The organism is Legionella sp. JM-2024 (assembly GCF_055389095.1).
The window spans coordinates 3,001,253-3,014,680 of the sequence record NZ_AP039388.1 but is presented as its reverse complement, the minus strand read 5'-3'; the positions used below and the strand labels follow the sequence as shown (position 1 = coordinate 3,014,680).

Sequence of the window (13,428 nt, the reverse complement as noted above, 5' to 3'; positions counted from 1 at the left end):
TTATGCATCAAGTTATTCAGTTAAAAATTCTGGATTCAAGGATTGGCGATACCATCCCACTTCCTGCTTATGCTACAGATGGATCCGCTGGGCTGGATTTAAGGGTTTGTACTTCAGAACCCATGCAAATAGCACCTCAGCAAACCGTATTGTTGCCTACTGGCATTTCTATTTACATTGCTGATCCAAAATTAGCGGCAGTGATTTTACCAAGATCAGGACTAGGTCATAAAAACGGTATTGTTTTGGGTAACTTAGTGGGATTAATTGACTCAGATTATCAGGGAGAATTAAAAATTTCTTGCTGGAACAGAGGTCAGGAGCATTTTACTGTTAACCCAGGAGAGCGAATTGCCCAATTGGTTTTTATTCCTGTAGTGCAGGCTGTCTTTGAGGTCGTGCATCAATTCACAGAAAGTTCCAGGGGTGATGGTGGATTTGGAAGCTCTGGGAGGCATTAAATGATCTATCAACAAAAACAAATACGACGCTCTGTTTTTCGTGCTTATGATATTAGGGGAATAGTTGGTAAGGATTTGGACGAGGATTCTTTTTATAGCATAGGGTTAGCGATTGCCTGTTATTTACAGAAATTAAATCGTCAGCAAATTTTTGTGGCTCGAGATGGGCGTTTGACCAGCTGTGCTTTAACGAAGGCATTAAAAAAAGGATTGTTAGACAGCGGAATAGATGTCTTCGATCTTGGTGCTGTAGCTACCCCCGTTATGTATTACGCTACTCATACTCAAGGGCTGGATTCTGGTCTAATGGTTACCGGTAGTCATAATCCGGCTGATTATAATGGCATCAAATTGGTATTGGCAGGTAAAACATTAACACAAGAAGGAATTGATATACTTTATGGCTTACTTAACGAAGACAGACAAGAAGCTCCTTGTGGTAAAGAAAAGACTGTAGATGTGATAGATCATTATATTCAGCGTATAGTAAGTGATGTCAAACTGAAACGACCTTTGAAGGTTGTTATTGATTGTGGTAATGGTATAGCCGGACCAATTATCCCGAAAGTTATTTCTGAATTAGGCTGTGAAGTGATACCCTTATATTGCGATGTGGATGGGCGCTTCCCTAACCACCACCCCGACCCGTCAATAGAAGAAAATCTGGTTGATTTACAAGCAGCAGTTGCAAGACATAATGCGGATATTGGTTTAGCTTTTGATGGGGATGCCGATAGGCTTGGGCTGGTAACTAATAAGGGAGAAATTATTTGGCCCGATCGCTTGATGATGTTTTACTCAAGGGAGATTTTAAGTCGAAATCCAGGAGCTACTATTGTTTTTGATGTGAAATGCTCCAGTCATTTGGAGAAGGAAATTCAGGCTGCTGGTGGAGTAGCTAAAATGTGCCCAACTGGCCATTCCATAGTGAAAGCAATCATGAAGCAAGAGCAGGCTGTATTAGCAGGTGAGATGAGTGGGCATCTCTTTTTTAAAGATCGTTGGTATGGCTTTGATGATGCATTGTACAGTGCCTGTCGGTTATTGGAGATTATTAGCGCATCTCATTTGACTGTAAGTGAACAATTTGAATTGATTCCTAATAGTGTGAATACCCCTGAAATAAAAATTGCCATTACCGATGAAGAAAAATTTCATTTTATTAAACAGTTTAGTGAACTGGCTCATTTTCCACAAGCTCGAATTTTGAATATTGATGGCTTACGTGTTGAATTTTCTAATGGGTGGGGATTATTGCGGGCATCGAATACCACTCCCTGTTTGGTTGCGCGCTTTGAGGCAACAGATAAAGATAATTTGGAGCTAATTCAGGATCTATTTAAGAAACAAATTCGGCTATTGAATTCTGAATTGGATTTGCCATTTTAACCTGAAAACTCAGTTGTATTCATAGTAGGATGCAGCTGAGTTTTCAGGTTTAATCCTTATAATTTTTGTATGGCATACAACATGACTTCCAAAGCTTGTTTGTTTTGCATGCGAGCAGGTATTTTTACCTGCTTGGTGAGTTGAAATTGGTATTTGTTTATTAAGTCATTAATATATTCAGGATGGTGACTAAACCGAGCGCTGCTTTCCAGTTTCCATGGAGTTGTTGTATTGATTTCGGTTGTGAAAATAAAATATCCTTTCGGGTTCAAGAATTGATTGACGTAATTAAAAATACCATCCAAATCACCAAAATAAGGTAAAACATCTGCGGCAACAGTCAAATCGTAATATTGTGTATTTTGTTTTAAAAAATCAATTAATTCGGAACACACTAAGACATCATAAATGTTTTTTTCTTTTGCTCGAGCAATCATTTTTTCTGCTATATCTACGCCAGTTAGGTGTTTACTGATTTCACGAAGTACTACACCGGTTAATCCAGTGCCACAACCTAAGTCTAAAGTGTTACTGACTTGTAAGAGTTGAAGCTGATGAATGATGCGGCCAATGTGATGAGGAATGGTATAGTGTAACGCACCTTGCATATGCTGGTCGTAATATAGTGCATAATTATTAAATAAATTTTGAGCATATTTCTCTATGGTATTAGCACGAGTTTCTCCTGTGATAGCGTTTAACATATGTCTGCTGACAATATCTTGTGGATTGATTGCCAAAATTCGTTCAAGATATTCGCGTGCTGTCTCGCGCATCTCCATTTTTAGATAAATAGCAGCCAAATTATTCAAAGAAGGAATGTGATCTGTTTGTAAATCCAAAATTTGCTCAAATAAAATCATGGCTTCATTGAGATGTCCCAAAGCCATTTGAGCTACTCCAGAATTATATAAGTACTCTAGATTATTTGGTTCTTTTTTAAGTAACACATCATAATGCATGAGTGCGTTTTCGAATCGATCATGATGCATGAATGTGGCAGCTAAATTGTTGCGTGCATCAATATTCTCATTATCCAGAGCCAACGCTTTAGTGAAATAGTCAACAGCCAGCTGGTTTTGCTCTCTTTTTAAAGCAATCACTCCCAAATTTATTAAAGATTGGATATGTTCATGATCTTGTTCTAACACTTTATGAAAGGCGTGTTGTGCTTCTAACAGTAAATTATCTTCCAAATGCAAAATGCCCAAATAAAACTGTGCTTCTGTGTGGTGAGGATTTAAAGCAATCACATTATTAAATTGTGTTTTTGCTGCTGATAATTGGTGATTTTGAAGTAGTAACAAACCTAAATTAAAGTGTGCTGCACTAAAGTCAGGTTCTGTATTCACTGCAATTATATAATGATGCAGTGCTTTTTGGTAATTGTTTTGTAGGACATAGGCAGTTGCCAGATTATTATGAGCTTGAGCATATTCGGGTTTAATCGCAATTGCTTGCTGGTAGTATTTAATCGCTTCCTCTAATTGACCTGTTTTTTTGTAGGCGTTTGCAAGATTATTTAATAGACTAACGTCATTGGGATTGATTGTGTGAGCTTGTAAAAAATACAATATGGCACTTTCCATGTCTCCCAGTTGGGCATAGGTTAAGCCCAGAAAATGCAGGGTTTCCTTGTGTCTTGGTGATTGGATAAGTATTTGTTCGTACAGGCTAATCGCCTGAGGTAATTGACCTTCGTATTGTAGCTTATAGGCCTGCGCAAAAAGAGTTTCTACTTCACTGTTCATATCAATCTGGGAGAATAGCGCGTAACTTGCTTAAGGCTTTTGCGCGATGACTAATTCTATTTTTAATTTTAGCAGGTAATTCAGCGGCTGTGCATTGATATTCATTAACATAAAAAACAGGATCATAACCAAAGCCGTTTGTTCCAGAGGATTTCATACGAATTACGCCATGAAATACACCCGTAGCAATTAATGGGGTCGGATCTTTAGCATGTTGTATCAGAGCTATAGCGCAATAAAAATAAGCAGCTCTTTGTTCTTGAGGTAAACCAGACATGTTTCTTAATAATTGTTGGATATTGTCTTCATCATTTGCTTTTATTCCAGCGTATCGTGCGGAATAGATCCCAGGTTCCCCATTTAAGGCTGGTACTACAAGACCTGAATCGTCAGCCAAAGCAGGTTTATTGGCTAAAGTGCTTACATGTCGTGCTTTGATAATGGCATTTTCTATAAAGCTTAATCCTGTTTCTTCAGCACTGGATATTCCTAAAGCAGTTTGTGGTATACATTCAGCAGGTGTTAGTAATTGCTCCAACTCCTTTATTTTTCCGGGGTTACTGGTTGCCAAAATAATTTCTTTCATTCCTGTTCCATGTTATTAATCAGATCTTTTGAATAATCTGAGTATTGTGCTTTAGCGCAAGGCGCAAAGATCTATTCAGTATTTGCAAAAAAACAATTATGCATGAGAATTTCAGAAAAAAATATCAAGAATTCTCCATGGTATTTAAAATCGTCTTTTGGATTCAAAAACGAAAATATGTCCAGTAAATTTAATAGTGTTTTTGGGATTAAGGCACAAGGCTTTTGAATGGATCCCATAAAATGCTACGCATTTTACGGGATAACGTTCGTTTGGTGATATAAAAGGCGTTTCCCTGCCTTTTATATTGAACTCACGTTAATTTACATAGAACGAGAATATGAAGAATCCTCGTTAGGGGTTATATCCACAACTTTTCGTTGTTGTTGTTCTTCCGTAATAAGATCTACTACAACACTAAAGTCTTCTGCTTCTTCTTCAGTAATAGTTATTGAATCAGAGGGTTGCAAGTAATGCAGCTTATTCAAATCTTCCTGAATTTCTTCAATACTCTTTTGTGGGTGTTTTTCTATGTAGGCATCAGATCGTGTAATAAACTCATTAACAAAACCTGAGTACACAGATTGCCCATCCAACATCTCTAACTCACAGATATCAGCAAAATGAGCATTGACCCTTCCAAATTTATCTACACCAAATTTAGTAGCTAAACGTTCTTTAGCGCTCTCTTTGACACGTACATAATGCTTTTGATCCAATTCATCACGGTCTTTTCGATACTCTTCTGGGCAACTGTCAGTCATTGGAGCTCTTTTTGTAGACTTGGTTTGACCAGTCTTTATTTCATGTTGATATTTGCTCACTTTACCGGACAATGTTGAAGATTCTAAAGTCTGATCTCCAAGGTGTTGAATGTGGCATTGGTAAGGATCAGCATGTTTGTATTTTTTTCCAGGCGTTACATGCCAGCCAGTAAATTCTAACAATCTTTTAACTATCCCTTTTAATATATTGGGTAGCCAGGGTGATTGGGTAATCATATCGCAAACGGCTGCTTTAAATGACTTAAAAACATTATTCATTATTGCGCGAACTTTGATACCCGCTTGATCTTCTAATTGTTTTTTTACTTCTAATCCGATAGCTGCCCCATAGCAATCACCCTGTAATATAATATCATCTGGGTGAACACCCTGTTTGATTAAGGAGGAAACTACTGAAATTCCAGCATTGATTAAGTCATTTGACTCTCTAACTTTCCCAGAACTAAGTCCTGTTCCCGGAAAGTTAAAAGCATGTACCGTTGCGCCTGTTTCTTTACAAGCCGTGCTAATATCACGAAAACATGCTTGGTAATAGGTATTTGCTCCAGGGAAATAAACAATATGTTTCCCAGTGCCTGGTTTTTTAGGCTCATTAGATTCTGGTTGACATTTCATTACTTCCAATTGGCATGATTCACCAGAGACTAATTTTGTTTTTACTTTAGTCAGACTCAAATCCAAGCCTTGGAATTCCTTATAATAATGTGATTTTTCATCAGTTTTTTGTTTGTGGACGAAATCTCTAAAAGGGGCCTCGTCATCAACTTCCTTCTTTTTTCCGTAGCCTTTACTTTTATACCAATCACCAGATCCGGCTGGAAAAAGAGCATTCGCTACAAATTGTTGTAAACGACTATGGAAAAAACTGTCTTTAGTAATGGTTCTAGCCATTTAATTCCCCAATATGAACAATAAAAAAGAAATTCTTGTTTTAAATTTAGCATAAAAAACTTAAGGAAGTATTAATAAGGCACATTTTGAGTCTTATAAAAGCATAAAAAACAAACTAATTGGTTTATTTTTTTTGGGGATAGTGCTTCTGCCTTGTATTTGTTTGATTGTTATTTAATCAATTATTAGTATTTCTTAGCAATTTTTCTGTTTATGGGTTAAAATAGATCGAATTCTAAATAAGTTGAATCGATATGCCTTTCGCACATCTTTTATTAGCGTTATTAGTAGTTTTTGTATGGGGAATTAATTTTATTTTCGTCAAGCTTGGTCTTGAGGAAATTTCCCCACTGCTTCTTTGCGCTGTAAGATTTCTTTTAGCGAGTGTACCCGCTGTATTTTTTATTAAACGCCCGGCTGTCCCTTTTAGGATTATAGCAAGTTATGGATTAATCATGTTTGCCTTGCAATTTGCATTGCTTTTTATTGGATTGCGAGTTGGCATGACTCCTGGAGTAGCCTCTTTGCTAATGCAGGTGCAAGTATTTTTCAGTATGTTTTTTGCAGTGATGTTCTTAGGAGAACAACCTCGAATCGGGCAGGTAATAGGCGCCTTGATTTCCTTTATGGGCATTGGTGTGGTTGCCTTACATTTTGATCACAATGTTTCATTAATAGGTTTTTTATGCATTCTTGCTGCAGCCGCCTCTTGGGGAGTTGGTAATCTGATTACAAAAAAAATTAATTCCGCTAATCTGATAGCTGTTATTGTATGGAGTAGCTTTGTTGCCTGTTTACCCATGTTTCTTCTTTCTTTACTCTTTGAAGGACCATCAAGCGTTGTAACAACCTATGAACACCTCACTTGGAAAGGTATTCTTTCCTTGCTGTATATTGTTTATATTTCAACATGGGTAGGTTATGGGGTATGGAATTGGTTGATTAGTCGTTATCCTGTTGGCATGATAGTACCTTTTACTTTGCTGATTCCAGTTGTCGGTATTTTGAGTTCAGTTTTGGTTTTGGGAGAGCCTTTTTACCTCTGGAAACTGGTTGCTGGATTGCTGGTCATTAGTGGACTTTGCATTAATCTGTTGACCACACGTCTTTTTGTAGCGAAAACTCGGCGGCCTGAGGTGGCATAGTTTTTTTGCTGTAATTATATTTTTTTGCGGTTAGCCGTTCTCTTTATATTTTTATAAGAGTAAGAGGTTTGAATGGGTCCTTTAAAAAATATTCTATTATGTGCCGATGATTTTGGTCTTGGCATAGGCATCACCCAGGGAATTTTAAAATTAGCTCGTTTACGCCGCTTATCGGCAGTAAGTTGTATCGTTAATACCAGTGTTTTTAGCGATCATGCCAGAGATTTATTGACTTTGAAAAATCAGATTCAAACCGGTTTGCATTTTAATCTCACTGAAGGTTATTTATTATCTGACCCAAACACACCTTGTTTTAGTTTAAAGGAATTGTTAATTAAGTCTCATTTCAGGATTTTATGTTCAAAATTAATCCTTGATGAATTTAATGCGCAGTTGGATCATTATGTGAAAGTCACAGGAGAATTGCCTGATTTTATTGATGGTCATCAACATGTTCACCAATTTCCTGTGATTAGGCAAATTATTCTTGATATTTATGCACAGAGACTAAAGGGAACTAAGGTTTCTATTCGCTCAACTTATCCCTATATCAATATTTCGCGATATCAATCGAAATCCAAAATTCTAGCAATAACAGGGGGAAAAGCTTTAAATGTCCAGTTAAAGAAAATAAATATCCCTCATAATCCTTGTTTTGGGGGAATTTATGATTTTTCTGAGGAAATGAGTTATAGATCTTTATTTAGACAATGGTTAAATGATGCTCCGGACAATACTTTGATTATGTGTCATCCAGGTGAAAACGATTCGATTAGCGATGTTATTGCAGCTGCTCGAAATAGAGAGCTGGAATATTTTTTAGATGATGGATTTATATTGGATTGTGAGGAATATCGCGTCAGTTTAACGACAGGCCCAAAATCTTGAAAGAATGTAGTTGTAAACTGCCACTATCCCTAAAACAAAAATCAAGGCAGCGATATAATTAAGCGTAGTATAGCGTAATAGTATGTAATACAGTGTTTCATTAAGTAACCCAGCAGAGGAAGCAACCAGAAAAAAATGAGGGAAACTTAATTGCTTTTCATCGTGAAGTTGAGAAAAAGTGAAATACTTGTGGCCCAAATAGCTGATATTAAATGCGATTAAAAAGGCAATGACATTCGTTACAAGAGGTTGCAGATTTAGAAAATTTACTAAATTGAATACAATAAAGAGATGTACAATGGCGGCACTGGCGCCAATGCCTGTAAAATAAATTAATCTATGGGATAATTTAAGAGCGACCGTCGTCAAAGCTGGATTCCTCATCGATAATATAGTGGGGTCTGCGTTTCACTTCATCAAAGACACGCCCTATGTATTCTCCAACCACACCTATCGCAAATAATTGCAGTCCACCAAAAAAGGTTATCGTTGTTACTATGGTTGCCCAACCAGGGGTTTGAATACCAAAGATTAACGTGCTTAATACAATCCAGGCAGCATAAAAAAGTGCTAAAGCAGCTACTCCAATCCCGCCTAAGGCTATCATTCTTAGGGGAAATGCCGTAAAGGAAGTAATGCCAGTAATTGCCAAATCCAGTAAGGAATAAAAACTCCATTGCGAAGTCCCTGATTTACGTGGCTGCACATTGAATGGCACAGCAGTTTGTTTGAAACCAACCCAGCTGTATAACCCTTTCATAAAGCGATTACGCTCGGGAAGTTTTTGTAGTGCATTGACAATTTTTCTATCAAGTAATCTAAAATCACCCGCATTTGCCGGAATGTTGACTCGATTTATTTTTGAAGTCAATTGATAAAAAGTTTTGGCGCAGGTTCTCTTTAACCAAGACTCATCAGAACGATTTTGCCTAACTGCATAAACCATATCATAGCCTTCTTCCCATTTGGTAATAAATTCGCTCAATAGTTCGAGAGGATGCTGAAAATCTCCATCCAATAATATCACAGCATCCCCACGCGCATGATCCAGACCTGCGCTGAGTGCTTTTTCTTTGCCAAAATTTCTACTGAAACGAATGTATCGAATAGGGTATTCCTTTCTTAATTTTTGAATAATTGCAAAAGTATTGTCTTGACTTCCATCATCTACCAGGAGAATTTCATAAAGATAAGCTATTTCCTTAAGAGTTTTGTCCAGGGCTGCTATGAATTCAGCAATATGTACTTCTTCATTAAAAACAGGAACAACACAAGAGATGAGTTTTTTATGTCTTACAGTTTTAGGCATAATGAGCGTCATTGATATATAACAATAGATGACCTTATATGTTAACCCATATTGGTAAGTTACGTCCATTTTCAATAACTAACTTGTCAAGTCAATTTTTATAATCAATATTTATAAAAAATTTTAAAGTGCAGGTATATTGGTAGTAGTACAGATTATTCTATTAACAAACACAATAATGGATCCTTCCAATGCAAGATTCGGTATGGTTTTTGGTTTTAACGGCACTATTGCTTGGTATTCGACATGGTTTCGACCTGGATCATTTGGCAACCATTGATGCGATGACACGGTCCATTCGCAATAAGAGTTTTTTGTCCCAAATGGTTGGTTTTTTGTTTTCATTGGGGCATGGTTTGGTTGTCATTATTGTGAGTTTGATTATTGGTGGAGGTCTTATTTCATCAAGTACTCCTGAATGGTTAAATGAAGTGGGAGAAGTTGTCTCAATTACTTGTTTATTTTTATTTGGTTTTTTAACCTTATGGAATACGGTTAATTATTCTTCCCATTCAAATATTCCAACCAATTTAAAGAATTATTTGTCGCGTAAATTGGTTCACAACAATGCACATCCTTTGCTTATTCTTCTTATCGGAGCACTGTTTGCGCTATCTTTTGATACGATTAGTCAAATTGCTTTATTTTCGCTTTCTGCCAGCGCTTTATCAGGATTTCTATTTGCAGGTTTACTAGGTCTTATTTTTATGCTGGGTATGATGCTCTCTGATGGGCTAAATGGAATATTTGTGGCCAGATTGATTCGACGTGCTGATGGGATGTCATTATTTTTTTCAAGATTAATCGGGATGATTATTGCTTTTTTTAGTTTGGGTATTGGTATAATCAATTGTTGCAAATTGCTTTAAACAGGCCAAAAATGCATGAATTATGGTTGTGTAATAGTATTCTTGATATTATCAAACAACAGACCACTGATAAGAAATGTCAGAAGGTAAAAAAAATAGTATTGGAAATAGGTCAGCTGGCTGCAATCGATAGAGATGCATTGAGTTTTAGTTTTGGCGTTATAGTTCAAGGAACAATTGCTGAAAATGCTGAATTATCAATTATAGAAATACCAGGTGAAGCAAGATGTGATTCTTGCCAACAAATTGTGCCAATGAAACAATATTATGAAGAATGTCAGCTCTGCGGCAATTATTCTTTATCGTTGATACAGGGTAATGAATTAAAGGTGAAATCAATGGTGGTGGAATAATGTGCGGAATATGTGGATGCTCTGAAAACACAAGTCATGTCATGGATCATGAACATCATCCTAAGCATCATACTCATCATAGTCATGGTGAGCATTTGATTGAAATTGAACAAAATATTTTAGCTAAAAATAATCAGTTTGCTTCCTATAACCAAAATTATTTTCTCAAGAATGACATCCTGGCTTTAAACTTGATGTCAAGCCCTGGATCAGGTAAAACAACACTGCTTGCCAAAACAATAACCGATTTAAATCAAGTCGTTGATATTGCAGTAATAGTCGGTGATCAACAAACCAGTTATGATGCTGATGTGATTAAATCCAGTGGAGGTCATGCTTTACAAATTAACACTGGAAAAGTGTGTCATTTAGATGCCCACATGATTAGTCATGCCATAGAAGATTTCTCTTTAAATAATCAATCGCTGTTATTTATTGAGAATGTTGGTAATCTCGTTTGCCCGGCTTTATTTCATTTGGGTGAGCAATACAGAGTAGTGATTCTTTCCGTAACGGAAGGTGAGAATAAGCCAATCAAATATCCCGATATGTTTCATTCTGCGGATTTACTTCTGATAACTAAAGCGGATTTGTTACCCCATGTGAACTTTGATTTAGACTTATGCAAAGAGTATGTTCGTCGGGTTAATCCTTCTATAGACATCTTGACGCTGTCAACAGTCAATGGTGATGGATTAAATGATTGGTACGATTGGTTGTTAAACGCTTTAAAGACCAACGTGCAGGTTGTTTTATAGAAGATAGTCGATGGTATTGGGACGAGTACAAATCAGCATTCAAGGACGGGTGCAAGGAGTAGGCTTTAGACCATGTGTTTATAAGCTTGCCCAACAATTGGGGTTAACCGGGTTTATTCAAAATAATTCATCAGGTGTTTTAATAGAGATTCAAGGTGAGTGTTTATCAGAATTTATACCCAAATTGAAAGAGCGTTTACCACCCCTTGCAAAAATTAATAATATTCAGTTAATTTCACTACCAAACAACTCCAATGAAACTACTTTTAAAATTCTTGATAGCCAGCAAGGTAAAGTGAATACCATTATTGCTCCAGATGCTTGTATTTGCTCTGAATGTCTCGAAGAGTTGTTTGATCCCGATAGCAGATATTATCGTTATCCTTTCTTGAATTGCACCAACTGTGGCCCAAGATTCACAATTACCAGAAATCTGCCTTATGATCGCAGTCAAACATCAATGAGTCTGTTTCCTCTTTGCCAGTCCTGTCAATCGGATTATTTAAATCCTGATAATCGGCGCTATCATGCACAACCTACCGCCTGCATTGCCTGTGGTCCGCAACTTTCTGTGTCGGTTAATGAGATCGCCCAAAGAATTTTTGATGGGGAAATCATTGCTTTAAAAGGATTGGGGGGATATCAATTAATCTGTGATGCTCGTAATGAAGAAGCTATTTCAAAACTGAGGATAAGAAAAAACCGCGAATGCAAACCATTCGCTTTGATGGTCGCTAATATTGAAAGTGCGGAAAGACTCGTAGCGGTAAGCTCCAAGGCTAAATTGGTATTGGAAAGCAAGGAAAGGCCAATTGTGCTGCTAAGAAAAAGAGAGACATCCTTACCTGATGTCATTGCTCCGGGGTTAAATCATCTTGGTGTCATGCTTCCCTCTACTCCGTTACATTACTTGCTTTTTAATTCCTTCGCCGGAGGCCCGGATTATTGTCAATGGTTCAATGAATTTCATCCAATGATATTAGTGGTGACCAGTGCCAACATTGGGGGTGAGCCTCTTATCATTGACGATCAAAAGGCGGAGCAAGGATTGACTTCCATAGCAGATAAAATCGTTTCATATGATCGGGAGATTATCACTCGTGCCGATGATTCCGTAGTACATTTTATTAATGAAAGCCCTGTATTAATTCGCCGATCGCGTGGGTATGTGCCTGAACCTCTAAAATTACCGTATGCAATACCCCCTACTCTAGCAGTTGGGGGGCATCTTAAAAATACCTTTTGTATTACTCGAGGTGATGAAGCTTTTGTTTCACAACACATTGGTGGCTTAAATAATAAAGCGACCATTGAGTTTTTTCATGAATCATTGAATCATTTATTACGATTTCTGGCTGTGAAACCGGAAAGAATAGCTCATGATTTACATCCTGATTTTTATACCAGCCGGTTTGCGCGGGAGTATGGTATACCTTCGTATGGAGTACAACATCACCATGCACATCTCGCTTCGGTTGCAGCGGAATATGGTATTCAGGAACCTGTCTTAGGATTAGTTCTGGATGGTTACGGACTAGGTTCGAATGGTGAGGCATGGGGTGGGGAATTATTACTATTAGAGAAGGCTGCATCGAAGCGTATTGGACACTTTTTTCCTATTCCTCAACCAGGCGGGGAAATTGCTTCTAGAGAACCCTGGCGTATGGCGGCGAGTGTTTTGTATTCTTTAGGAAGAGGCCATGAGATTTCACAACGATTTAAAGAACAACCTCAGGCTCCTTTGCTACTCCAATTATTAGAGAAAAAGATAAATTGTCCTGCAACCAGCAGCTGTGGACGACTATTTGATGCGGTAAGTGCTCTTTTAGGAGTTGAATTGCTATCCCATTTTGAAGGGCAGGCTGCCATGCGGTTGGAAAGTATAGTGACTCAACCACAAACACTACATAACGGTTGGGTGATAAATGATACTGTTTTTGATATGCGCCCTGCTTTGGAATTTATAGCAAACACTCCAGATCCGCAATTGGGAGCTAATTTGTTTCATGGAACTTTAATAGCCGGCCTTACAGAATGGGTTATGAGAATTTGTCGTGAAAAAAGAATTCACATGATACTATTGAGTGGCGGTTGCTTTTTGAATCAGATCCTTGCGGAGGGATTAATGAATTCATTGATCAAATCAGGAATTAAACCACTACTACCCAAACTACTACCGCCGAATGACGGAGGGATTGCATTGGGTCAGGCCTGGGTTGGTGGAATAAAGTAATGAGGATGGT

Annotated in this window: 13 protein-coding genes; 8 read left to right on the top strand and 5 right to left on the bottom strand. The window is 37.5% G+C overall.

What is annotated here, in order from left to right; translation table 11 throughout:
• Positions 1-2 precede the first annotated feature (2 nt).
• Both dut and ACZ5EK_RS13135 read left to right on the top strand, forming a co-directional pair.
• Positions 3-461 carry a dUTP diphosphatase gene (dut, locus tag ACZ5EK_RS13140; RefSeq protein WP_464430120.1) on the top strand — a complete coding sequence of 153 codons (459 nt, stop codon included), beginning with the start codon at positions 3-5 and terminating at the stop codon, positions 459-461.
• Complete coding sequence (locus ACZ5EK_RS13135) at positions 462-1,850, top strand: phosphomannomutase/phosphoglucomutase (RefSeq protein ID WP_464430119.1); 1,389 nt, start codon at positions 462-464, stop codon at positions 1,848-1,850.
• Between the two features lie 56 nt (positions 1,851-1,906).
• Here ACZ5EK_RS13135 and ACZ5EK_RS13130 read toward each other — a convergent pair whose 3' ends face one another.
• The 3 genes from ACZ5EK_RS13130 to sdbB form a co-directional block, all read right to left on the bottom strand.
• On the bottom strand, positions 1,907-3,601 hold the full coding sequence (locus ACZ5EK_RS13130) for a tetratricopeptide repeat protein (RefSeq protein WP_464430118.1): 1,695 nt from the start codon (positions 3,599-3,601) through the stop codon (positions 1,907-1,909).
• A gap of 1 nt (position 3,602) precedes the next feature.
• Positions 3,603-4,187, bottom strand: a complete 585-nt coding sequence (rdgB, locus tag ACZ5EK_RS13125) for an RdgB/HAM1 family non-canonical purine NTP pyrophosphatase (RefSeq protein ID WP_464430117.1) — start codon at positions 4,185-4,187, stop codon at positions 3,603-3,605.
• Positions 4,188-4,510: 323 nt separating this feature from the next.
• Complete coding sequence (sdbB, locus tag ACZ5EK_RS13120; protein ID WP_464430116.1) at positions 4,511-5,863, bottom strand: Dot/Icm T4SS effector alpha/beta hydrolase; 1,353 nt, start codon at positions 5,861-5,863, stop codon at positions 4,511-4,513.
• Positions 5,864-6,117: 254 nt separating this feature from the next.
• Here sdbB and ACZ5EK_RS13115 point away from each other — a divergent pair, with 254 nt between their 5' ends.
• Positions 6,118-7,008: an EamA family transporter gene (locus ACZ5EK_RS13115; protein ID WP_464430115.1), complete on the top strand. Its 891-nt coding sequence runs from the start codon at positions 6,118-6,120 to the stop codon at positions 7,006-7,008.
• A gap of 72 nt (positions 7,009-7,080) precedes the next feature.
• A complete protein-coding gene (locus tag ACZ5EK_RS13110) occupies positions 7,081-7,896 on the top strand; it encodes a ChbG/HpnK family deacetylase (protein WP_464430114.1) in 816 nt (271 codons plus the stop codon).
• Here the strand turns inward: ACZ5EK_RS13110 and ACZ5EK_RS13105 are convergent.
• The gene (locus tag ACZ5EK_RS13105; RefSeq protein ID WP_464430113.1) at positions 7,873-8,280 is read right to left on the bottom strand and encodes a GtrA family protein; all 408 of its coding nucleotides are present in this window, start codon (positions 8,278-8,280) and stop codon (positions 7,873-7,875) included. The genes ACZ5EK_RS13110 and ACZ5EK_RS13105 overlap by 24 nt on opposite strands.
• Positions 8,246-9,205 (bottom strand): glycosyltransferase family 2 protein, encoded by a 960-nt coding sequence (locus tag ACZ5EK_RS13100; RefSeq protein WP_464430111.1) that lies wholly within the window; start codon positions 9,203-9,205, stop codon positions 8,246-8,248. Before ACZ5EK_RS13100 ends, ACZ5EK_RS13105 begins: the two co-directional genes overlap by 35 nt.
• A 191-nt stretch (positions 9,206-9,396) precedes the next feature.
• On the opposite strand from ACZ5EK_RS13100, the gene ACZ5EK_RS13095 reads away from it, so the two are divergent.
• From ACZ5EK_RS13095 to hypF, 4 genes are read left to right on the top strand one after another with little or no spacing between them, the layout of a single operon-like run.
• Positions 9,397-10,074 carry a HoxN/HupN/NixA family nickel/cobalt transporter gene (locus ACZ5EK_RS13095; protein WP_464430110.1) on the top strand — a complete coding sequence of 226 codons (678 nt, stop codon included), beginning with the start codon at positions 9,397-9,399 and terminating at the stop codon, positions 10,072-10,074.
• 11 nt (positions 10,075-10,085) lie between these two features.
• The gene (hypA, locus tag ACZ5EK_RS13090) at positions 10,086-10,427 is read left to right on the top strand and encodes a hydrogenase maturation nickel metallochaperone HypA (RefSeq protein ID WP_464430109.1); all 342 of its coding nucleotides are present in this window, start codon (positions 10,086-10,088) and stop codon (positions 10,425-10,427) included.
• Positions 10,427-11,185 (top strand): hydrogenase nickel incorporation protein HypB, encoded by a 759-nt coding sequence (gene hypB / locus ACZ5EK_RS13085; protein WP_464430108.1) that lies wholly within the window; start codon positions 10,427-10,429, stop codon positions 11,183-11,185. Before hypA ends, hypB begins: the two co-directional genes overlap by 1 nt.
• Positions 11,186-11,195: 10 nt before the next feature.
• Positions 11,196-13,418 carry a carbamoyltransferase HypF gene (gene hypF / locus ACZ5EK_RS13080; protein WP_464430106.1) on the top strand — a complete coding sequence of 741 codons (2,223 nt, stop codon included), beginning with the start codon at positions 11,196-11,198 and terminating at the stop codon, positions 13,416-13,418.
• The last annotated feature ends 10 nt before the right edge of the window (positions 13,419-13,428 follow it).